The organism is Thalassovita mediterranea, assembly GCA_019448215.1.
GTDB lineage: Bacteria > Pseudomonadota > Alphaproteobacteria > Caulobacterales > Hyphomonadaceae > Henriciella.
Map to the genome: position 1 here is coordinate 3,086,680 of CP080408.1, position 22,547 is coordinate 3,109,226.

Consider the following 22,547-nt stretch of genomic DNA (forward strand, 5'->3'; position numbering starts at 1 on the left):
ATGAGGGCTACGCTGCGGACGTTTTCCGGGTAGTCGTCGGATACCCGAACGGCAGAAAAAAGTGGGCAACACGTATATGTCCATGAGTAGGTGCTAAAGAGGGGTCTCTCTCATGCTCTGTGTCAAAGTCGGCGGCGTTGAACAAAGCGGATGGTTGGGTAATGGCTGAGCCATCTGCAGCTGGCCGGAGCTTGAGTTCGGCCACCATTTCTTCCTGACCTAGCATTTCCCGAATGGGGGGAACTACATCCGGCTCAGGATCAAGAAGAACACCGACCATGGCAGCAGCTGCCTGACGCCGACTATAAATTCCAGTGACAAAACGAGCTAAGCCATTCTCGCGCACATAGTGGTCTCGATGGCGCTTCTGTCTTCCCAAGCGCTTGAATTCGAAGACGAACTTTAAGCCCTGGGCGGAATCGTTCCAGCCATAGACAATATCAGTTCGGCGTTCTTCGATCATTTCGCCCGTCGCCGGATCTATCTCGCCAATGATATCCTCAGCCGCCCACATTCCGAGCAGGCCACGCTCCCGCGCAGTGTAATTTTCTATGTAGACCTTTAGTCGCTTCGTTAGCGCTGCTTCATTAGTTTTGGGGTTGAAGTCAGGCCGTGGCCGTTCAGCCAACTCGTTCCATGCTTGGCAAAGTGCTTCAACGGCTTCGGTCGCTGGCTGAATGGGGAATGCCGCAAACCAATCGTCAGCTACTGTCACGCGGACACTCCCCGTTTTCCGGATGCAGCGCGGGCTTGTACTGTCCTTACAATTTGTTCCGCATCACGAAGTGCTTGCCGTATGGTCCAGTTGCGTTTGGTAAGCGGTCGCACGAGGTAAAGCGATTGATCGATCCAGATATGGGCATCTGGGACCAGCGTCAGGGAATCTCCTAGAGGAATGGCTCTCAGACCTGAAATGCGTAATTGCTCGAGCGTTTGCAGGACAAGCGCATCGCTTACTTGCGTCTCCACGACGGGCGCCGAGGTAGGCTTGTCTTTGTATGAGATGCGAACGATTCCAGATGGACCAGCTCGCCTAGGATCGCTGGTTACCACATCGACGTGGAAGCGTCCCTTGCCATGCGTTTTGGCTCGCCAATCCGTAAGTGATGTTGCAAGTGCACGAGCATAAGTCTTGAAGTCTCTGCGCTGAGCAGTGTGCTGTGCTGGTGTGTCGAGGCTCTTGAAACCACGTGGTCGGATGGACGGCATGAAAACATCGACTGTTTCACGGACAAGCTTCTGCTCCTCGGGGCCAAGGCCAAAATAGGAAAATACTGCCCGATCCAGCTCCGGCCTCAATTCTTCATAGCGCGCGCTTTGTTCAAGTTCGGGGAGTTCGGTGATTTCGGACACATGGCGAGAGACGCTCGACAGCGCTTCGGCTGCAACTGCCCCGTCGGGAGCATTCTCCGGCATAAAGAACGGAAACGTCTCGACGTCCTTGAGGTGGACACCATTGCGTTCGCACAGCATCTTCCAGCCACGCATCATCAGGAAGTAGCGCGCAAGACTTGAGCGTAGATACACGGCAACGAAGCTAAGAAGTTCAGCGTCCTCCTTCGGTCCTGAGATCACGCCAATGCTGTGGGTAAAAGATGCGGGTCCATCATAGTAGACCGCTCGGACATTCAACTGCTTCCTAGAAAACCCATCCGGGAACAAAACGCGCGGGCCATCGAATACACTCAGCACCGCCTCGTTTAGACCGACAACAGTATCCTGGCCCTTTGGCCACGATGTAAGTAAGTCTGAGTGCAAGACAGGCGAACCAGCGCTTAGCGCAGCTATCGGTATGAACGGCTTGTCGCGGAGCGGTCCGGCGTTGACCGGCTCGCGACTCCTGTCGTTCAGATGGATCCCCTTTCGGTATATCCAGCGACGATATTCGTGGGGTCCGCGCCAGAAATCAGAAAATGTGCCGTGTGCGGACAGACGCGCCCAAATTGAAAGGTCGTTTGCATCGCCCCACATCATAGTCACGAGAAGTTGGGGGTCTTCCGCCACTGAGCGCGTTTGAAGATGATGTTTGTCGGCGGATTGCATTGTCAGCCGGCCAAGAGCAAGACTCATATCTGCTTTAGGCACGCAGTATTCGAAAGTCTCATCGAAGGGGATTCTGCTCGGAAGCCGTTCTGGCCGTACAATGCCAAGGAAGACATGACAGGTATTCTCTGCAGTAGGGAAAAGAAGCCCCTGGAGATCACCAAAATTGATCAATCGTGACGGCTGATACTGTTCTAGCAGATGCGAAACGAACCCCGCACTGGACGGTCCGAGAAACTGCCCGATTGGCAAGATGAGACAGATTTGTCCCCCCGCCTGCAGAAAGTCTATCGCGCGCAACGCATACGCGCCGGCTATCTGGCGGCGCACAAATGGAGCTTCGGCACGTTCTGCCCAAGCGTCTGCGCTCGTCTTAGAGGAGCCTTCAGGTTCGGCCCATGGTGGATTCGAGATAATGAGCGAGAAGCGCTTACCGCTGAAAGCATGATCATCGCGGAAAAAGTCTGCTGCGTGCTCACCATAGGTTAGGTTTGAGCCGTTCAATGACGGCAGTTTTGTCCCCTCTCGTTCCTGCGCTTCCATGATGTCGGCAGGATTTAGGCCTTCCAGGAGCGACAAATAGAGACTGAACGCTGTGACACGGCAGGCCATAAAATTGATGTCGCCGCCAAAAATATGACCTCGGAGCAGGTCTGCGCGTTCGCGGAAACTCAGTTGGCGCCCTTCCCGTGCTTCTGACAGCGCGATCAGCCGACGATAGGCCGTGGTCAGGAGGATGCCGGAGCCGCACGCACCGTCAAAAATCGTTTCAGAGAGTGGGTCGGATGAATTCGTGAACGCCTGGTCGACCGCGAGCATAGCAAGGTGACGTGGCGTGTAATACGCGCCGTCCTTCGCCTGCTGTTCATCCGATAAGAAAGACTCGTAGAGACCAGAAAGTAACTCGACCGGAATATAACTAAAATCGTAGTTCCAAAAATCACCTTGGCCGGTTCGCATATCAGTCCGCTGTAGAAAGCGATTGATCAGGTTGAAGCCGTTATCCGTGAGTTTGGTCCAGGGATCGTGGCGATCATCCCCCATGAAGTCGCCATTGAAATCCAATCGAAGTGCGTCAATCAGTCTTCTGAGTCCAGCCCGATCTTTCTCGTCGATCAGATGATGGAGTTGAGAGACTTGCCGGCGATCGCGGTAAGTGGCGCCGACAATCTCGCGATGTTCCAAATAGGAGAGGAACAGAATCTGGCCCATAAGCAGCTCGGCCAGATGACGGCGATCGTGATCCTTCGATGCTCCCGAGAGTCCCTGATCGGCAAGCTGTGAGACGACAGCGGAGAGGTTCGCGAGCAACTTTCGGTCGACTCGCGCCTTTACATCGAACCAGTTGGGAACGCGCCGGGAGACATTGGCAGAGGCTATGTCGAGCGCAGAGAAAGGACCGTCCGGTCGGGCGTCATCAAGGATAAGCTGTTGGCCTGCGTTGCGCAGCTTTCGGGCAGGCACAGCTAGGGCCGTGTCGCCTTTAATTTCAATAACTATAGTAGCAAGATTTTGATTCCAGACACGTTTGCGGATTTCGTCGAGCGCTTGAGACGAAAGAGGATCTCCATCATCTCCTACGAACACGACTGTAGGCACCCCCTCCACGTCAAAGACGGCGTGAGCACGTATTGGGCCTTCCGGTCTCAGGAGGGTCTTGAGTTCAAGTGCATATGGATGAGTTTCGGGAACGTCATCGCCGCGACGATGCAAGACGGCAGGTTCAGCATTGTAGCCGAGCCTATCTAGCCAATTCTGCATCGATTCCGCGCTCATAGCTATTGCTCATCCGAAGTCTCGCCAAGCGAGAACATAACCGGAACATATAAGTCTGACAAAGGAGTTTGCCAAATCGACTTTGGCAGATTTCCGTCAACCCTCATGCTGAACGCCTCCGGCTAAATTCAGCTGCTTTGCCTGGTGCTTTCGAGCAGTCAGCGCGTTGCAGGTTTGGCAGAGAAAAGAGGTCGAGTTGTCCGCGGCCTGCGGTGACATCAGGGAGCGCAAATCCAGTTCGCAGCACGCGCAAGTGTGGATCAAGGCGGATCAGTAGAGCATCATCTTGTGCTATGGGGGCTTCCTCATCGACGATCATCCACTGGTCCGGGGTTACAGCCACCCGATGTCCCCACAAAGTAATGAAGGATCGCTTTCGCAAATCCGACCGCAAATTGATAAACGATGTTCTATGCGCTTGCAGTTCAAGATGAAATCTCTCACGCAGAAGCACCGCAATTCTCAACACTAGAATCGTCTGCCAAGTGAATTTGGCAGGTGACCCCTTCTTCTGTGGTCGGACATCGGCTGGTATCAGCGCACGCCTACTGGTCCACTCGCGAAGTTTATCCGTCGAAAGGCCGGTAAGTTCGGACGCCACTTGTGTCGGAACGTATCGCAGTGGGCTACTCCCTCGGAATGGGTATCGTACCCAACTAAAACTGGAGAACGGGTATCATGCCCGTTCTTTAGGTCAAGTTCGATTGTGGACCGACTCCAAAGGTAAAGAAATACGCCGCGAAATCTGACCGTTGGCCCAAATCGGACAAATCACCTCCTCTATTTGAACCCCACCCTCGGATCAGCCGCGTAGACCGCCATGCTCTCCGGGATGATGTTCGGCTTGCGGCTTTCGCCGGCGGCCCACGCGTCGATCATGTCGGCCCATTCCTGCATCATGTGGCGACGCTGGTCGGCATATTCAGCCTTGTTGTAGACGCCGCGCGATGAACGCCGGTCCTCATGGGCGAGGCTCTTCTCGATCCAGTCGCGATTGAAGCCGAGCTCATTGAGCAGCGTCGATCCGGTACGCCGCAGGTCATGAACCGTGAAGGGCTCAAGCGGCAGCTCCATCTCGCTCGCCAGCTTGTGCGCGCTGTCGGTGATCCGGTTGAACGTCGCATTCGAGATCGGGCGGAACGTGTCATAGCGCGACGGGAAGACGTATTTTGATCCGCCTGCGCAGGTTTTCAGCGCCACCAGAATGTCGAGCGCCTGGTTCGAGAGATAGACATTGTGATCGAGGCCCGTCTTCATTCGCTTCTTTGGGATGGTCCAGACCGCATCCTGGAAACTGACCTCGTCCCAGGTCGCATGGGCAACCTCGGTCTTGCGCTTCATCGTCAGCAGGATGAATTTCACGCCGAGCTTCAGCGTCGGATTGGCGGTGATCTCTTCAAGGACGCGATAAAGCACCCGGATCTCCAGCGGCGTCAGGGAGCGGTCGCGGGGCCGGACCCGCGCAATCGAACGGGGATCGACCTCCTCTGCGGGATTTTCGACGCGGATGCCGTGCAAGTTGGCGAAGGCGTAGATCAGCTTGATAAACTCACGGGCATGAAGCGCCGTTGAAGGCGCGCCCCGCTTCTTGATCTTGTCGCAGAGCTGACGGACATCCTCGCTGGTCACTTCACGCAGCGTATAGTTCCCCAGCGACGGGATCAGATCACGGTCGACAATGTGACGACGCATGTCGCGGGTCGAATCTGACATTTCGCTCTCAACGAGCCAGCGCTGAGCAAGCTCTCCGAAGGTCCCTTCTGCTTTGGCTTTTCCTTTTGCCCGCTTTTTCTCTTTGGCCGGCGAGATGCCTTCGTCCACCTGCTTCTTCGCATCAATTAGTCGCTCGCGAGCAACTGCCAATGAGATGCCATACCGCCCGTAACGACCGATGGTGAGAGTCTCCCGACGGCCATTCACACGGTAGTCGTACCGAAAAATCTTGCTGCCTGCAGGCGTCACTGCGACGTACAGGCCGTCGCGATCAGCCACCTTGTAGATTTTTTCCTTCGGTTTCAATGACTTGATAGCAATATCTGTCAGCACAGAATACCTCCATTTCAACCAAAATACCGTCAGGCCAAAATGGCCATTTTTTGACAACGAAACGCTTGTTTTTCAATGCGTTACGCCGAAACAATACCGTCAGGCCGCTAAAAAGGGCTGACGGTATTTTGACTTTAGGCAGGAAGTGGCAATTTGTATACCGTCAGGCGATACCGTCAGCATGTTCCGTTGGCCCGCGATAAAGGGCGATAGATACCGAACGAAAACCGGCGTCAAGCTATTGTATTTATTTGATTTATTGATCTCTCGCGATAGCCCGCGAGAGACGCGGAATCATTCCCACTCAATCGTGCCGGGCGGTTTGCTGGTCACGTCATAGACGACCCGGTTCACGCCCTTCACCTCATTGATGATGCGGGTCGCAACACGGCCAAGGAAGGCGTGGTCATAGGGGTAATAATCCGCTGTCATGCCATCGGTGGACGTCACAGCGCGCAGCGCCAGAACGGCCTCATATGTACGCTCATCGCCCATGACACCGACCGTGTTCACTGGCAGCAGCACAGAGAAAGCCTGCCAGATCTCATCATAGAGGCCGGCATTCTTGATCTCTTCGATATAGATCGCGTCCGCCTTGCGCAGCGTGTCGGCTTTCTCGCGCGTGATCTCACCCGGAATACGGATGGCAAGGCCCGGGCCTGGAAATGGGTGGCGCCCGATAAAGCTCTGCGGCAGGCCAAGCTCACGGCCAAGCGCGCGTACCTCATCCTTGAACAGCTCGCGCAGCGGCTCGACCAGCTTCATGTTCATGCGCTCAGGCAGACCGCCAACATTGTGGTGGGACTTGATCGTGACGGACGGCCCGCCAATCGCAGACACGCTTTCAATCACATCCGGATAGAGCGTGCCCTGCGCGAGGAAATCCGCCCCGCCAATCTTCTTTGCCTCTTCCTCGAACACATCGATGAAGAGCCCGCCAATCGTCTTGCGCTTCTTCTCGGGGTCGGAAATCCCCTCAAGCGCGCCGAGGAAGGTCTCGCTCGCATCCACATGAACGAGCGGAATGTTGTAATGGTCGCGGAAGAGCCCGACGACTTCCTCGCTCTCATTGAGCCGCATCAGGCCGTGATCGACATAGACGCAGGTCAGCTGGTCGCCGATCGCTTCATGGATCAGGACCGCAGCCACAGACGAATCCACGCCGCCTGAAAGACCGCAGATCACCTTGCCGTCGCCGACCTGCTTGCGGATCTTCTCGATCGCTTCCTCGCGATAGGCCGCCATCGTCCAGTCGCCGGAAAGCCCGGCAATCTTGTGCGTGAAATTGCGCAGCATGTCCCGGCCATGCACCGTGTGCACGACCTCGGGGTGGAACTGCGTGCCATAGAAACGGCGATCAAGGTCCGCGATGATGGCGAGCGGCGCACCCGGCGATTTTGCGATGACGCCAAAGCCCGGCGCCAGTTCAGCGACATGGTCGCCATGGCTCATCCAGACTTCTTCCTTGCCGTCTTCACCGCCAAACAGGCCTTCCAGCAATTCGCTATCCGTCACCTGTTCTATGAAGGCGCGGCCGAACTCACGGCTGGTGCCGCTTTCCACGCGCCCGCCAAGCTGCTGCATCATGACCTGCTGGCCATAGCAGATGCCCAGTACCGGCACGCCGCGCTCAAACACCGCCTGATCGGCGCGCGGGCTGTCATCCCATGTGACGCTCGCAGGTCCGCCGGACAGAATGATCGCCTTGGGCTCAAAGCCGTCCAGAAACGCGCCATCCACCTTGTTGAACGGGTGGATTTCGCAATAGACGCCGCTTTCGCGAAGGCGCCGCGCAATCAGCTGGGTAACCTGTGAGCCGAAATCGACAATCAGGACGTGCTCGTGCTTGTCTGCAACGGAATCGGGTGAACTGGCCATGCAGCCTCCTAACCGCTAATGGCGGGGGCTGGAAGGGCCTTCGTGCCGGTAAGCATGCGCGCCGCCGCAGACGTCATCGCGCGTCCACTATTCCAGAAAGATGCTTTCAACAGAGGTTTCGAACAGCCTCGCAATCTTGAGCGCCAGGGCGAGGCTTGGATCATACTTTTCCTTCTCGATCGCGATGATGTTCTGCCGCGAGACGCCAAGCAGCTCAGCGAGCTTTGCCTGGCTCCACTCACGTTCGGTCCGCAGCTCTTTCATCCGGTTCTTCATAGGTAGCGGGCCCGCAGGACAAACCAGCTGACCTGCCAGATCGCCGCGGCGACAGGTGCGATGAAGATGCTCGCAAATGGCGGAATGCCGGCAAACTGCGCCAGCAGCGACCAGACCGTGACAAGCCACACCGTCACCAGCAGGCTGATGGCAAGCGCATTGACGGCCACACGGCGCTCGAACTCCTCAAGCGCCAGCACCCTTCGCGCCGCCAGGCCGCCCCAGACCGTAATCACGAAAACCGGCAGGAGCGCCAAGGCAACATCGCTTACCGACTGCTCCCCTGTCGACCAAGTCTGCGAGGCCATGAGCGCGCCGAGAAACAGAAGCGCCATGACGCATTCCGTCAGCCAGTAGATCGCGCTCTGGCGCCGCCGGCCTGCCTCAAAGGATTGCGTTTCCGGATCCATGTCATTCCTGCCTTTGCTCTACTGGCGTCTGAACGGTCGTGAGACCATCGCGAAGACACGTTTGCGGCTCTCCAGAAGTCCGATACCCAGAATCCCTGCCGTGAGCCAGAAGCCAGCCTCGGTTCCAACTGCAAGGGCTGTCACAGCGATGACCAGCGCTTCGGTCGATGGATCTGTCGCCTTATAGGCAAACACGCCAACCCACGCCGCGATAACCAGAGCCCAGATCACACTCAGCGCAATCGATTTCCAACCCATTTCAAAACTCCTTTTGTAAAGAGCTCTTGACATGCAGACAGCTCGGCATGATGTCAAGAGCTCTTTACAAACAAAGGAGCCCTCAATGTTCAAACCTCTCCTCTCCGGTACCGCCATCGGTGCACTGATGCTCGTTGGCTGCCAGACCAATTCCACCCCCAAGACCGCAGAGCTCTATTACGGCTTTTCCCATGTCGATCCGGTCAGCGAACAGGTCATTGAGGATGCGTGGGTCATTGTGGACGGCTCATCGATCACGGCGACGGGTACAGGCGATCTGCCGGACCGGACTTTCGCTCAGACACACGACATGACGGGCCTCTACGCCCTGCCCGGCATGATCGACGCGCATGCCCACATCACATCCGGGCCGCATGAGACGAAGTTCGTCGACGGCGCGCCGCTCGTGACGATTGAGAGCCGGGACGACATCACTGAGTTCAATGCCCGCATGGCCCTCGCCTTCGGCATCACGACAGTGCGCAATCCGGGCGGCGGCACGCTCGCCAATCAGGCCTATGACCAGAAGATCGCCAGCGGCGAATGGATCGGCCCGGAAGCCTTCCACGCAGGCTCAGTCATCCAGCCCCCACCGATGGGCGGCGCAGCCTTCGCCTATCCGACAACCGACGCCGAATGGGACGTCGAAGCCCAGCGCCAGGCGGACGCAGGCATGGAATACTTCAAGCTCTATGTCAGCCTGACCGAGGAGGAGCTCGCCAAGGGCGTCGCCGCAGCTGAACGCGCCGGCTTGAAACCCATCGCCCATCTCCACATGGTCAGCTGGACGGACGCGGCAGCACTTGGCTTGCACGGGATTGAACACGCCCTGCCGACCAGTCCGGACCTTCTGGAACCCGGCGCACGCGAGGAATACGTCGCGGGGTTCGGCCCCAATTCAAAGTACATGTACGAATGGTTCGAACTCGCCGACTATGATGGTCCGCTCTTTCAGGAACTGGTCGACACGCTCGTCGAGAACCAGACGGTCCTGAACTTCAATTTCATCGTGAACCACCTCGTCTATAATGCCGACGATCCGGACCTCATCCCGGCTGCGTGGGAGCCCTACATCCATCCGGAAATCCTGACAGGCTTCAGGGAGTTTACTACCGCAAGCGTCTATGGCTGGACGCCGGAAGACTTCGAGCGCGCCCGCGCCGCGTTTCCGCGCGTGCTAGAATTCGGCAAACGCCTTTATGATGCGGGCCTGCCCATCATGATCGGCACAGACGCCTCAGGTGGCCTGCCCTATTATGCGATGGAAGCCGGGTTCTATACGCAGGCGGGTATCCCGGTCTGGGACGTCCTCAAGATGGCGACGTCTTCGACCGCGCAGCATCTCGGTATCGCCGACCGCACAGGCCGTATCGAACGGGGTCTCGAAGCCGACATTGTCTTTCTGACAGAAAGCCCGGTCGAAGACATCAGTGCTCTTGGGAAGGTCGATACCGTCATAAACAACGGCGACGCCTACACTTTTGAGGATCTGACGAGCGGTTGGAAAGAAAGCGTCAAAGACTTCTAGCGCGTGCAGACCGTCTTTCCGACAGCCCGGTCTCTGAAGCAGGGATCGGGCGCTCTGTCATCCGGTGAACTGGTCATGGCGCCTCTAAGGCGCTAATGCCGGGGACTTCACAGCCAACAAAACGGCGCGAAGGACGCAGACGATGACACAAGCCAGAGACTTCGCCGCGCAAGGGATGCAGGCGCTTCAGCGACAGGACGGCCCTGCGGCTGAAACAGCATTGCAGCGCGCGATTGATCTTGGCTGGCCGGGTCCGGATATCTGGGTCGCGCTCTCCTTTGCGAAATCCCTTCAGGGCGACATGGCCGGGCGCGTCGCCTCGCTTGAAAAAGCCATACAGGTTGACCCGTCCAGCGTGCGCGCGCGGCTCCACTATGGTCAGGCGCTCGTTGGCTCAGGCAGGCCGAAAGATGCCGAAGCCGCCTTCCGACGTGGGCTCGCAGACATCACGCCCCACCTCATCCGCACGCAGGAAATCCATCAGCTCATCACGGCGGCCGAAACCTTCCTTGCCGGACCCGGTGAGCAGACGCCCTCTCCCGCCGATGAGCTCTCTGCGACGCTCGACAAGTTTGCGAAAGATCACGATCTCGGCACGGCGCCCGATGACGACCTATTCCGCCAGAGCCTCGATTTCCTGACGGGCAAGGCGACCTTCTATCCGTCCCAACCAACGCGCTACTTCTATCCGGGCCTGCCAAACCGGCAATTCTACCCATTGGACGGCTTCAGCTGGACAGACGCCCTCGCCGCTGAGACCGGCACGATCCGCAGCGAACTTGAAACCCTGCTCAGCGAAAAGGCTGCCGCCGAGGCTGGCTTCACCCCTTATGTCGAATCGGCTGGCCGCGAAGGCGCCGGCGTCTCCCACCCTCTGCTCGACAATCCAGACTGGAGCGCTTTCTACCTCATCAAGCAGGGCAAACGTGTCGAAGAGAATATTGCCCGCTGCCCGAAGACATGGGCGGCCATCGAAGCCATTGGCGAAGCCGTAAACCCGGCCCCTGCACCATCGGTTCTATTTTCGCGGCTGGAGCCGGGCGCAGCCATCCCGCCCCATCACGGACAGATCAATACCAGGCTCATCTGCCACCTGCCGATCATCCTGCCGGGCGATTGCGGCTTCAGGGTCGGCAATGAGACGCGCGAATGGAAGGATGGCGAGGTTTTCGTCTTCGACGACACGATCGAGCACGAAGCCTGGAACCGCAGTGACAAGGCACGCTACGTCCTGATCTTCGAGATCTGGCACCCTGACCTGTCAGAGCGTCAGCGCAGCCTCATCACCGAATTCTTCAAGCTTGGCCAAAGCCAGGTCTCCTCAGCAGGCTGAACGCTTCCTAACCCAAGGGTGCGGACTTTTCGTAGAACCCGGTAACCATAAGCCATTTCGCAACTAGAAGTGTAGGCGCCCTCTGCGTTGTTTTAGAACAATATTTTATAAACTGTTCGCCAGTATATAAAAAACGTGTTCGCTACACGCCTCATATCCGCCCTCCTGCTGACGATCGCAGGTGCCAGCGCAGCTCATGCCGACGACGCCTGTGCCTCGTTGAACCCGCTGCTGCGCACGGTGAATACGGTGTTCGAAATCTCTCATGCGCCAACGCGCCGGGCCAAGATGCCGCTTGTCGGTGAGTTGGAAGCATCCCTGGGCGAAGTTTCACTCATTGATCTCTATGGCGACATGGATCCCGACGAGCTTGATGTCCGCCAGACAGCGATGATCGTCTTCGTCGCAGAACTATCCATGGTGATGGAGCGGCTGGACAGCGCTGACGGGGATGCGGCCCTTCAGCTTCTCGACCGGGGCGTGCCAAACCTCGTCCGCGCCGAAATTGCGCGCCTCGAGAAGCAGCTGTCGTGCTCGGTCAGCGACAAGTGGACTGAAGAACCAACACTGCGCCCTGATGCCATGAAGGCGGGAAGCATAGGCGACGCCGCCCGCGCGACGGACAATCTGCAATTTGAAAGCGAGAGCGCCCGCCTCGCCTATCGCCAATCTTCTGCGCGCCCGGCACCTGGCCTTGAAGAGACCTCCTCCAGGGGTGGCGCAGGCCCGCTTGCCTCTCTCGGATTTCCGCTACTCGTGACGCTCGCATTGCTGGCCGGCGCCTCCTACTGGTTCCGCCCGCGCATCCGCCGCTGGAAAAAGCGGGCTGAGCGTCATGTCTGCTATCGTGAAGTCCCTGTCCGCCTCGGCGGAGACATTCACGACCTCACCATTGTCGACTTCAATGTCGGCGGCCTTCGTATCAAGCATGATGGCAGGATTGCCCGCCGCCGCGCGATCTCGTTCGAGCTCGATGACGTCTGGCTGCGTGGCAATGTGGTCTGGGTGAATGATTGCTATGCGGGCGTCCGCCTTGCCCGCCCGCTGACCGATGAGCAGGTCTCGATGCTCTGCTTCAACACGCGCCGCCAGGCAGCAGAAGCCAGCGGTCTCGCAACGGCCTAGCTGGCCTTCCCGCTCCCAGTATCCGGATCAATCCAGCTCACCTGTTTTGGATGCAGGTGAAAGCTGATCTTGTCATCGGCCCGCGTCTTCAGATCGACATAGCGACGCAACAGGCCCTTTCGCTCTTCCAGCGTGATGACATTGCGCGGGATCGCCAGCGGAGGATGGGCCCAGCGAAACAGGACATGCGGCTTCAGCCACAGCGTGTCCTCGCCGAACTCGGCCCAAAGCATGCCGCGATAGTGCACCCGCGGAAACCGGCCCCGGCCCAGCGTGACTAGCATCAACCGCTTGCCAGCAAATGTCTCTGGCAGCTCTGCCTGATAGACCCGCGCCAGCGCCCGCCATCCACTCGCCCAGGACAGGAAGGACACGATCCCCACCCACATCGCCCCGAAGAAAACCGGGAAAGCGAGGACGATGACCCACACCATCATGCCGCCTCACTGGCTCCAGACGTCCCAAGGGCGCGCTCACGAAACCGGTTCATCAGCGTCACCAGTTGAGAGCCGCGCACCTTGTAAGGCTCCGTCAGGCGCACCCGCCCATACATCAGAATGCCAGACAGGCGCGGCAGCGCCTTGCGCTTTTCCTCGGTCAGCTTGAACGCCACCTGCCTTGAGGCAGGCATGCCTTTGCCACCGGAATAGTGCAGGCTGAACTCTGACACTTCCGACCAGCCGATCTTGCCAAGCGACTTGAACTCGCTCGATTCAAATCCGTCCCGGTCCAGCGTCAGCCAGCCATGCCTGAACAACGCCGCACACACCCCGACCAGCGTCGTCATGGCAAAGAACACTGTCAGCCAGACGCTGATCTCTTCCGCCGGCCCATTGCCGGTCCAGTTGGTAAAAGCCAGCATCGCCGCCAGCAACGCGCTGGCGCTCGCCAGCACAAGGTACTGCCGGTTCGTGGCGCGCAGGTGCACAGTCTCTGGAAGCGGTTTCAGCATGGCGCCCATATCGCACTGATTCCGGCCCGCGCGCTATCAGCGGGCCTTGCGCATCACTGCAAAGAAGAACCCGTCCGTGCCAGCTGTGCGCGGTGTCAGCCGGACTGACTTGCCGTTCTTCGCGCCCGCTTTGACTTTTGCAGCGCCCTCATCGGTCAACAGGCCAGAGGCAATCGCCGCATCGGCTGCGCTTTCTTCGGTAAACTCAGGGTGCTCAGCGAGGAAATCAGCGACGCGGTCCTCATCTTCCTCCATCAGGAAGGAGCACGTTGCATAGACGAGCCGCCCGCCCGGTTTCACAAAGGCAGACGCCGCCGCGATGATCTCGGTCTGCTCCTCGATCCGCTTGGCGAGCTGCTTGTCCTTCAGCCGCCATTTCGCATCCGGCCGCCGGCGCCAGGTGCCTGTCCCGGTGCACGGCGCATCGACAAAGACCACGTCCATCTGGCCTTTCAGCGCCTCCAGCGCCTCAGGCTCCTTCGGATGGACCAGCTGCACATTATGCGCACCAGACCGCTTCAGCCGCGGGATCAGCGCCGACAGCCTGCGCCCATCAATGTCATAGGCATGGACCTGCCCCTTGCCTTCCATCATCGCGGCCATGGCCAGCGTCTTGCCGCCGCCGCCCGCGCAATAGTCCAGCACCTGCTCGCCCGGCTTTGCATTCGATGCCGCCGCCGCAATCTGCGAGCCCGCATCCTGCACCTCGACCCAGCCTTTCGAATAGGCGGGGATGCTCTCCAGAGAGGCCTCGCGCTCTGAAGGATCACGCGCCGGAATATGATAAGCATTCTTCAGCAGCGGCGAACTTTCAGCATTGGCAGACCGCATCGGCCCGCCCGCCTTCTCGGCGTCCACTTTCAGCGTATTGACGCGGATATCGACATCGGCGCGCACCGCCATGGCCTGCGCCTCGACCACTTTCTCCTCACCGAAGACGCGGTCCATCATCGGCTCCATCCAGTCAGGATAGTCGCCCGACACCCAGGGCTCAGCCGTTACATCTGGCGCCATGACAAGACGCTCGCGCTCTTCCAGCGTCAGCTTGGACGGCGCGTGCTCTTCATCCATGGCAGAGTCGATCTTCATGATGCCCCAGCCCCAGGCAAAGCTCAACGCGCCAAGCACCAGCGCGCGCGGCTCATCAGAGCCCATCGCATGCGCAATCGAGTTCTTCTTGCGCAGGGCATCCAGCACCAGCCCCGACACCCAGGCCCGGTCCTTGGAGCCCGCATAACGCGCCCGCTTGCCCCAGTCGCGCGCAGCCGACTTCACGGGCTGGTGCCGGTTCAGCACATCACCCAGCACATCAATCGCCGCCGCTATCCGTCCACCGTCGCGCATGGTTTTCAAAGCCTCTCTTGCGAAGTCGCCCGTCCTAGCGTCCAATCGCGGTCGAGGAAACAGCGGGGGGCACAAAGTGCAGGTCTGGTTTTTCGGTGCGGCGTCTCTCGTCAATGCGCTCGCGCTTTGCGTTCACGTCTTCGCAGGTGGCCGGCAGTTCGTGCGTCCACTTCTAGCAAGCTCACTAGAGCCAGAGATTAGGTGGATGGCCTATTTCATGTGGCATGTCGCGACCGTCGCGGTTGGCGCAACTGCCATCCTGTTCGCCGTCGCGGCCGCCGGTTATGTCGGATACGGTCTTTTCGCGACCGGTTTCGCAGCTGCGATTGCGCTGCTTGCAATGGGCGTTGCTAGAAAGTCCGGGCTCGGCGCGCTGCGCTTTCCGATCATCATACTCAACAGTGTCGTGGTCGCCCTCGGGCTGGCCGGACTGCTCAGCGCATAGGAATGGCGAAGTCATGATCGAAATAAATCTGACTCCCACCATCCGCCCGGCCGCCCGCCGCGACTGGCGCCAGATTGGCGACATCACGGCCGAAGCCTTCTCAGAAGACCCCTTCAATCTCTGGCTTTTCGGCGGCGGGCGGGCCCTGCGCCCCCTCTTCCGCATCATGGCGCGCGACGTCTATCTGAAGGAAGGCTTCTGCCACCTGCACGGCGATAAGGCCGCCACCATGTGGGCCACCCACGACTCCAATCTGCGCTTCCCGCCGCTGTCGCTGTTCCAGCTCATGGCAGCCCAGATGATCCACGGAAAGAAAGGCGCGATGAAGCGCGGCATGGCCGCAGGCGAAGCGCTGGAAAAGCACCACCCGCACGCGCCGCACATCTATCTTTTCACGATCGGCACAAGGAAAGCTGCACGTGGCAAAGGCCTCGGCAAAGCCATGCTAGCGCCTGTCCTCGCCGCCGCCGACCGGGAAGGCCTGCCCGTCTATCTGGAAAACTCCAACCCCGCCAATCACGGTTTCTACACCTCGTTCGGCTTCGAAAAGATCGGCGAGTTCAGCGTCCTAAATGAAAGCCCACCCATGGCCCCGATGTGGCGGGATCCTCAGCGCCCGATCGAATAGTTCGGCGCTTCCCGCGTCATCGTCACATCGTGGACGTGGCTTTCAGACAGGCCAGCGCCAGTAATCTGGACGAACTCGGCTTTCTCATGAAGCTCGGTGATCGTCTTTGCGCCGACATAGCCCATGGCTGCGCGAAGGCCGCCGACCATCTGGTGCAGGATATTGCCGATCGGGCCCTTGAACGGGACCTGGCCTTCAATGCCCTCTGGCACCAGCTTGTCGCCGGACACTTCCTTCTGGAAATACCGGTCAGCTGAGCCGCGTGACATCGCGCCGAGCGAGCCCATGCCGCGATAGGCCTTGTAGCTGCGACCCTGGAACAGGAAGACCTCGCCCGGTGCCTCTTCAGTGCCGGCAAAGGCAGAGCCCATCATCGCCGTCGATGCGCCCGCCGCGAGCGCCTTCGCAAAGTCGCCAGAGAATTTGATGCCGCCATCGGCAATGATCGGCGTGCCGGACTTTGCCGCCGCATTGGCGCAGTCCTCGATCGCCGTCAGCTGCGGCACACCCACACCGGCCACGATGCGCGTCGTACAGATGGAGCCGGGGCCGATGCCCACTTTCACCGCATCTGCGCCCGCATCGATCAGCGCCTTTGTGGCGTCGCCGGTCGCGACATTGCCTGCAATGATCTGGACGGAGTTGGAGAGCTTCTTCGCACGCGTCACTGCGTCCAGCACGGACTGCGAATGCCCGTGCGCGGTATCGATCACGACGGCATCCACGCCCGCCTCGATCAGCGCCTGCGTACGTTCAAAGCCTGCATCGCCCACGGTAGACGCTGCAGCAACGCGAAGGCGCCCCTGATCATCCTTGGCAGCGTTCGGGTTGAGCTGCGCCTTTTCCATATCCTTGACGGTCAGCAGGCCAACGCATTTGCCAGCCTCATCGGTGATGACGAGGCGCTCAATGCGGTGCTTGTGAAGCAGCTGACGGGCGGCCTCGATCGGCTCTTCCATCGTGACGGACACGACATTGCGCGTCATCAACTCTGCGACCTTGGCGTTGAGGTCATCAACAAAGCGGGTGTCGCGATTGGTGATGATGCCAACCACGGTGCCATCGGCCTCGACCACCGGCACACCAGAGAAGCCGGTGCGGGCCTTGATATCGTTCAGCTCTTTCAGGCTGGCCGTCGGGGCGATGGTGATGGGGTTCATCACAACGCCGCTCTCATACTTCTTCACCTGCGTAACTTGTCCCGCCTGTTCTTCAACGGTCAGGTTCCGGTGCACGACACCGATACCGCCGGCCTGCGCCATCGCAATGGCAAGACGGGCTTCAGTCACCGTATCCATTGCGGCGGACAGTAGCGGAATATTGAGGGGGATGGCTTTGGTCAGCCAGGTAGACGTGTCCACATTGGCGGGCATGACTTCGCTCGGGCCGGGCTGCAGAAGCACGTCATCGAAAGTAATGGCTTGTCGGATTTTCATGTGGGGAGCTCCCTTTTTGGCCCCTTAATAGAGTCGCGGCCTTTCTGGAACCCCCTTTTGCAAGGAAAACTGAAACCGATCGGGGCCAAGACTTTCCGCTTGCTTCGATCAAACCTCAGCCCGGAGTTTGGCCCGCACGAAAAACCCGTTACACCTTCGTGGTTTGACCCATCCGGACGGGTCGCAAGCGGAGGTTTCACCGATGATCAGGACACTCATCAGCACAATAGGCATGGCAGCCCTCATTGCCGCCTGCTCCCAGCCCGCAAATGAGCCAGAGAGCGAATCCGCCGCCGCCCCGCAACCGGACGACGCCGCCACCGAAGCCGCAGCCGTCAGCACCGAGAACCTCTCTGAAATCGTCAGGGTGCTCGCCTCCGATGAGTTTGAAGGCCGCGCCCCCGGCACGCCAGGTGAAACAAAGACGGTCGAATACCTGATCGAGCAGTTCGAAGAAATCGGCCTGGAGCCTGGTGGACGCGATGGCGGCTGGACCGATCCTGTCACCTTGCTCCATTCGCGCGTCGTCGACCTTCGCACCCTCAATGTTGAGGCAGAGGACACGACGCTCGATATGCGTCAGGGCCGCGACATCGAAATCAGCTCCGCCAATCCGCGCGAGACGATTGAAATCACTGACGCGCCCATCGTCTTTGTCGGCTTCGGTGCCAGCGCGCCGGAGCGCGACTGGGACGATTATGGCGATATCGATCTCACCGGAAAGGTCGCCCTTTTCCTCGTCAACGATCCTGATTTCGGCGTTGCAGAGGATGACCCGGTGGCTGGCCGCTTTGGTGGCAACCGGATGACCTATTATGGCCGCTGGGCCTACAAGTTCGAGGAGGCTGCCCGCCGCGGCGCTGCTGCTGCCCTCGTTATCCATGAGACAGAAGCCGCAGGCTATGGCTGGAACGTCGCCGCCTCCGGGCCGGGCGACAATTACGCCGTCGCCAGCGACGGATCCGGCAAACCATCGGTCGACCTTCAGGGCTGGCTCCACCTCGACATGGCAAAGCAGTGGATGGAAGCGGCTGGTCAGGACCTCGACGCCCTTCGCGTCGCCGCCCGCAGCGAGGATTTCGAAGCCTTCGCGCTTGAGGGCCTCACCTTCAATGCAGACCTCGGCCTCGAGGTGGAGTGGATCGAAAGCCAGAATGTCCTCGGCAAGATCACGGGCACAGAGCGCCCGGATGAGACCATCATGCTGTCTGGCCACTGGGACGCCTATGGCAAGGGCATCGCTGACGCGCAGGGCCGCACCGTCATGCCCGGCGCCAATGACGACGCGCTCGGCATGGCCGGCATCATGGAGATCGCCCGCATCCTGAAAGCCGGTGAACCGCTGGAGCGTACGGTCGTCGTCGCTGCTTGGACCGCTGAAGAAAGCGGCCTCCTCGGCTCGGAAGCCTATGCGCAGGATCCGATCTATCCGCTGGAAACGACGGTCGCCAACTTCACGCTCGACATCCTCAACACGGCCGGTCCTGCAAAGGATGTCATTCAGGTCGGCGAAGGCCAGAGCGAGCTTGAAGAGATGATGGCCGAAGCCGCTGACGCACAGGGCCGCTATGTCTCGCCCGAAGGCCTGCCGCAGAACGGGCTCTTCTATCGCGCAGACCATTTCTCGCTCGCCCGGCGCGGCGTGCCGGTCATCCTTATCATGGGCATTGCAGGCGGGCCTGACCTCGTCGAGGGCGGGCGCGAAGCCGGCGCAGCGTGGGTCGCTGGTTATATCGCCAACCGCTACCACAACCAGAACGACGCCTGGGACCCCGACTGGGACCTTCGCGGCGCCGCTCAGGATGTTGAGCTTATCCTCGAGATGACCCGCCAGCTTGCAAACTCCACGCAGTGGCCCGCGATCAAGGAAACCTCCGAGTTCGTGGACATCCGCAATGAGAGCGCTGCCGCGCGCAACTAGGACACCGTCGCCCCCCATCAAAGCCCCGGCCTGAAGGCTGGGGCTTTACCTTGCGTCGACTCGATGTGAGATAGTTTCAAACGAAACTATCAAGGGGACACAATGACGACGCTCAAACCACTCGACCAGTACGACATCTCGCGCGATCGCGGCTTTCTCTGCCGCCATGATGCGGGCGCCGTCACCCTTCCGGCAGAGCTGCAGCCCGCCGTGGACGCGGCCATGGCCCTCCCCCACTCCATCGTCACAGGCCGCGTGCGTGAGATCCTCGCCCGCCTGCCCGTCATCGACCTCACCAGCTTCTGCGAAACCGCCAGCGATGAGCAGATCCGCAAGGCCTTCGTGCACTACACTTTCATGATCCAGTCCTGGGTCTGGGGCGAGCGTGACGCGCCGGCCTCCCTGCCCGAATGCCTCGCAAAGCCTGCCTGGCAGCTCGCCGACGCGCTCGATTCCAAGCCGCTGCTGACCTATGCCACCTACGTCCTCGACAACTGGGCCAAGATTGACGCGGACGGGCCGGTGGACCTCTCCAACGTCTACATGATCCAGCCTTTCCTCTCCGGTGAGGACGAGGCCTGGTTCGTTCTTGTCCACGTCGCCATTGAGGCACGCGCAGGCGACATGCTGGCCACCATCCCCGAAGTGATCGCTGCCTGCGAGGCCAATGACGCGCCCGCCGTCACTGCGGGCCTTGCGCGCATGTCGGAGGGCTGGGACGCCGTCAACGCCATCTTCGACCGCATGCCGGAGCGCTGCGATCCTTACATCTACTTCAATCGCGTGCGCCCCTACATCCATGGCTGGAAGGACAATCCCGCCCTTGGCGATGGCCTCATCTATGAGGGCGTTCCGGCCGGTGAGAACAAGCCCCAGGCCTTCCGCGGCCAGACCGGCTCACAATCCTCCATCGTGCCGACCATGGACGCCTTCCTCTCCATCAGTCACGCCGACGACCCGCTGCGCCATTACCTCGAAGAGCTGCACGCCTATCGCCCGACGGGCCACCGCGCCTTCATCGAGGATGTGCGCGCTGCCTCCACGCTGCGGGGCTGGGTCAGCCAGCATGGCGACGCGGCCATCCGCCAGCTCTACAATGACAATGTCATGAAGCTTGCGCGCTTCCGCACCCGCCACCTCGAATATGCGGCGACCTATATCAACAAGCAGGCCGGCAACTCGCCCGGCAACGACACCGATGTCGGCACCGGCGGCACGCCCTTCATGAAATACCTGAAGAAGCACCGCGACGAAGCCGAAGCGCACCTGCTGGGCGTCGAAAGCGCACCCGTCAGCTAGAGCAGGACCGCCGCCCCTACTCCACCGGCTCCAGCGGCTTCGGCGCGCTCACCTTGCGCTCGACCTTCTTGCGGGATTTCGGCTTCGGCAGCAGGCGAAAGCGCGACTGGCACCAGGCAAAGCCAACGCCCACATCGATCAGCGCGTCGGCGCGCCCGCACGGGCACATGAACTCCCACACGCCCCAGATACGATAGGTCTCGCCCTCGACCAGCGGCACAGGCTCGCCCGTCACATGGTTCGGCGCAGCGTTCACGCACAGCACCAGATCGCCATCATTCACGTCATAGGACATGACGCCAGAATAGCACGAGACCCCGCATCCCCGCTAGAGTTGGCCCGCCAGAGCCAGCCAACTACCCCCAGAGCGGAGGCCGCACCGCCTGCCAGGGCCGCGCCTCTTCCAGCTGCGCCGCCAGCCGGAACAGCGTACCCTCATCGCCGTACCGCCCGGCAAACATCATCCCCACCGGCAGGCCATTGCCATCGAGCCCCATCGGCACGGACATGGCCGGCTGACCGGTAAAGTTCTGCGGCGGCGTGAACGGGAACACCTCGGCCTGGCGCTTGTCGACATCGCGCGGCGCCATGTTCACCGGGTCGATCTCGCCCACCCTCGGCACAGGCTCGGCCAACACAGGCGACAGGATCACGTCATACGTCTCATGCAGCGACAGGATCTCCCGGCTCATACTGCGCAGCGTCGCCCAGCCTGCCATCGCCTGCGACCCCGTCAGCCCTTTTGAGCCGCGATAGTTGCGCCATGTCAGCGCCTCCATCTCACCGGCCTCCGGCTCCCGCCCCTTCGCCTCGATCAGCCCATCCACCGTCGCTGCAAAGTTGCTACCCGAAACGGCCCGCTGCGCGAGGTAGAGCCGCCGGTAATCAACGCCCAACCCCCGCTCCTCGACATCATGGCCAAGCGCTTCGAGCAGCTTTGTCGTCTCCTCCAGCGCCGCACGGATTTCAGGGTGCACAGGCCGCCCGCTCGGCGTTTCGGAGTGGAAAGCCACGCGCAGCCGCCCGACAGGCGCGCCGACCTCCTCGGCATAGGGCCGCGTCTTGCCCGGATAGGCAAAGGGCGCCCCCGGTTCGGGATACCCCGTCGCATCGAGCAGCGCCGCGCTATCTCGCACACTGCGAGAGACGACATGCTCCACCGTCATGCCGATCGCGGCCGCATCATCATAGGACGAGTTCGGGTTGCGATCGCGCGTCGTCTTCATGCCAAAGAGGCCACAGCACGCCGCCGGAATGCGGATAGAGCCGAGCCCGTCACTCGCATGCGCCATGGGCAACACGCCCGCCGCCACGCTCGCCGCCGCTCCGCCGGACGATCCGCCCGTAATATAGTCGGTATTCCACGGGTTGCGGCAGGGCCCGTGAAACGCGCCCTCCGTCGTGCCGGTGATGCCGAACTCAGGCGTATTGGTCTTGCCGAACAGGTTCAGCCCCGCCTCGCGAAAGCGCCGGGTCAGCGCGCCATCCTCAGGCGCAATGTCATCGCCCAGAAAGCGGGACCCGCTCGTCTGCGGCCAGCCCTTCACCGGGCTCGCAATATCCTTGATCAGGAAAGGCACACCCCGGAACGGCCCCTCCGCCAGCCCGCTGCCAGACGCCGCCGCCCGCGCCTCGTCATAGGCCTTGTAGGTGATGGCATTGAGCTTTGGATTATACGCTTCGGCCCGGGCAATCGCCTCTTCCAGAACCTCCAGCGCACTCACCTCACCAGAGCGCACCATCCCCGCCAGCGCCGTGGCATCAAGCTCTGCATAATTCTCGATGGTCATTGGCTTTCCTCCTGATCACGCGCCGACCTTCATGGGCAGACGCTGTTTTGAGAGGAAGC

Annotated in this window: 20 protein-coding genes; 7 read left to right on the forward strand and 13 right to left on the reverse strand. The window is 60.2% G+C overall.

The genetic code is table 11. From position 1 onward, the window contains the following. Window positions 1-7: 7 nt before the first annotated feature. The 7 genes from KUV46_15120 to KUV46_15150 all read right to left on the reverse strand — a co-directional run bounded on the left by KUV46_15120 (window position 8) and on the right by KUV46_15150 (window position 8,687). Entirely contained in the window at window positions 8-715 is a 708-nt protein-coding gene (locus KUV46_15120; protein QYJ00644.1) for a Fis family transcriptional regulator, read from the reverse strand. Next, on the reverse strand, window positions 712-3,819 hold the full coding sequence (locus KUV46_15125; protein QYJ00645.1) for an SAM-dependent methyltransferase: 3,108 nt from the start codon (window positions 3,817-3,819) through the stop codon (window positions 712-714). Before KUV46_15125 ends, KUV46_15120 begins: the two co-directional genes overlap by 4 nt. A 780-nt stretch (window positions 3,820-4,599) precedes the next feature. Next, on the reverse strand, window positions 4,600-5,865 hold the full coding sequence (locus KUV46_15130; GenBank protein ID QYJ00646.1) for a tyrosine-type recombinase/integrase: 1,266 nt from the start codon (window positions 5,863-5,865) through the stop codon (window positions 4,600-4,602). Between the two features lie 294 nt (window positions 5,866-6,159). After that, a complete protein-coding gene (guaA, locus tag KUV46_15135; protein QYJ00647.1) occupies window positions 6,160-7,743 on the reverse strand; it encodes a glutamine-hydrolyzing GMP synthase in 1,584 nt (527 codons plus the stop codon). 87 nt (window positions 7,744-7,830) lie between these two features. Next, window positions 7,831-8,019 carry a helix-turn-helix transcriptional regulator gene (locus tag KUV46_15140; GenBank protein ID QYJ00648.1) on the reverse strand — a complete coding sequence of 63 codons (189 nt, stop codon included), beginning with the start codon at window positions 8,017-8,019 and terminating at the stop codon, window positions 7,831-7,833. Further along, entirely contained in the window at window positions 8,016-8,429 is a 414-nt protein-coding gene (locus KUV46_15145) for a hypothetical protein (GenBank protein QYJ00649.1), read from the reverse strand. The genes KUV46_15140 and KUV46_15145 overlap by 4 nt, the downstream gene beginning before the upstream one ends. An 18-nt stretch (window positions 8,430-8,447) precedes the next feature. Next, window positions 8,448-8,687 (reverse strand): hypothetical protein, encoded by a 240-nt coding sequence (locus KUV46_15150; protein ID QYJ00650.1) that lies wholly within the window; start codon window positions 8,685-8,687, stop codon window positions 8,448-8,450. Between the two features lie 85 nt (window positions 8,688-8,772). Here KUV46_15150 and KUV46_15155 point away from each other — a divergent pair, with 85 nt between their 5' ends. From KUV46_15155 to KUV46_15165, 3 genes are all read left to right on the forward strand, one after another. Further along, the gene (locus tag KUV46_15155) at window positions 8,773-10,215 is read left to right on the forward strand and encodes an amidohydrolase family protein (GenBank protein ID QYJ00651.1); all 1,443 of its coding nucleotides are present in this window, start codon (window positions 8,773-8,775) and stop codon (window positions 10,213-10,215) included. Window positions 10,216-10,357: 142 nt separating this feature from the next. After that, a complete protein-coding gene (locus KUV46_15160) occupies window positions 10,358-11,548 on the forward strand; it encodes an aspartyl/asparaginyl beta-hydroxylase domain-containing protein (protein QYJ00652.1) in 1,191 nt (396 codons plus the stop codon). 135 nt (window positions 11,549-11,683) lie between these two features. Next, a complete protein-coding gene (locus tag KUV46_15165; protein ID QYJ00653.1) occupies window positions 11,684-12,673 on the forward strand; it encodes a hypothetical protein in 990 nt (329 codons plus the stop codon). Here KUV46_15165 and KUV46_15170 read toward each other — a convergent pair. The 3 genes from KUV46_15170 to KUV46_15180 are packed head-to-tail and all read right to left on the reverse strand — an operon-like array spanning window position 12,670 to window position 14,969. Further along, entirely contained in the window at window positions 12,670-13,110 is a 441-nt protein-coding gene (locus tag KUV46_15170) for a hypothetical protein (protein QYJ00654.1), read from the reverse strand. The two genes, KUV46_15165 and KUV46_15170, sit on opposite strands and share 4 nt — an antisense overlap. Then, on the reverse strand, window positions 13,107-13,625 hold the full coding sequence (locus KUV46_15175) for a hypothetical protein (GenBank protein ID QYJ00655.1): 519 nt from the start codon (window positions 13,623-13,625) through the stop codon (window positions 13,107-13,109). The genes KUV46_15170 and KUV46_15175 overlap by 4 nt, the downstream gene beginning before the upstream one ends. Window positions 13,626-13,661: 36 nt before the next feature. Then, entirely contained in the window at window positions 13,662-14,969 is a 1,308-nt protein-coding gene (locus KUV46_15180; GenBank protein QYJ00656.1) for an RsmB/NOP family class I SAM-dependent RNA methyltransferase, read from the reverse strand. A gap of 76 nt (window positions 14,970-15,045) precedes the next feature. Here KUV46_15180 and KUV46_15185 point away from each other — a divergent pair, with 76 nt between their 5' ends. Continuing rightward, window positions 15,046-15,414: a hypothetical protein gene (locus tag KUV46_15185; protein QYJ00657.1), complete on the forward strand. Its 369-nt coding sequence runs from the start codon at window positions 15,046-15,048 to the stop codon at window positions 15,412-15,414. 13 nt (window positions 15,415-15,427) lie between these two features. After that, on the forward strand, window positions 15,428-16,042 hold the full coding sequence (locus tag KUV46_15190) for a GNAT family N-acetyltransferase (GenBank protein QYJ00658.1): 615 nt from the start codon (window positions 15,428-15,430) through the stop codon (window positions 16,040-16,042). Here the strand turns inward: KUV46_15190 and guaB are convergent. Then, the gene (guaB, locus tag KUV46_15195; protein ID QYJ00659.1) at window positions 16,024-17,478 is read right to left on the reverse strand and encodes an IMP dehydrogenase; all 1,455 of its coding nucleotides are present in this window, start codon (window positions 17,476-17,478) and stop codon (window positions 16,024-16,026) included. The genes KUV46_15190 and guaB overlap by 19 nt on opposite strands. Before the next feature lie 202 nt (window positions 17,479-17,680). On the opposite strand from guaB, the gene KUV46_15200 reads away from it, so the two are divergent. Then, window positions 17,681-19,399, forward strand: a complete 1,719-nt coding sequence (locus KUV46_15200; GenBank protein QYJ00660.1) for a M20/M25/M40 family metallo-hydrolase — start codon at window positions 17,681-17,683, stop codon at window positions 19,397-19,399. A 102-nt stretch (window positions 19,400-19,501) separates the two neighbouring features. Further along, complete coding sequence (locus KUV46_15205; protein QYJ00661.1) at window positions 19,502-20,698, forward strand: indoleamine 2,3-dioxygenase; 1,197 nt, start codon at window positions 19,502-19,504, stop codon at window positions 20,696-20,698. Window positions 20,699-20,714: 16 nt separating this feature from the next. Here KUV46_15205 and KUV46_15210 read toward each other — a convergent pair whose 3' ends face one another. Beyond that, complete coding sequence (locus KUV46_15210; protein ID QYJ00662.1) at window positions 20,715-20,993, reverse strand: hypothetical protein; 279 nt, start codon at window positions 20,991-20,993, stop codon at window positions 20,715-20,717. Window positions 20,994-21,054: 61 nt separating this feature from the next. After that, window positions 21,055-22,488: an amidase gene (locus KUV46_15215; GenBank protein QYJ00663.1), complete on the reverse strand. Its 1,434-nt coding sequence runs from the start codon at window positions 22,486-22,488 to the stop codon at window positions 21,055-21,057. Window positions 22,489-22,547: the final 59 nt, after the last annotated feature.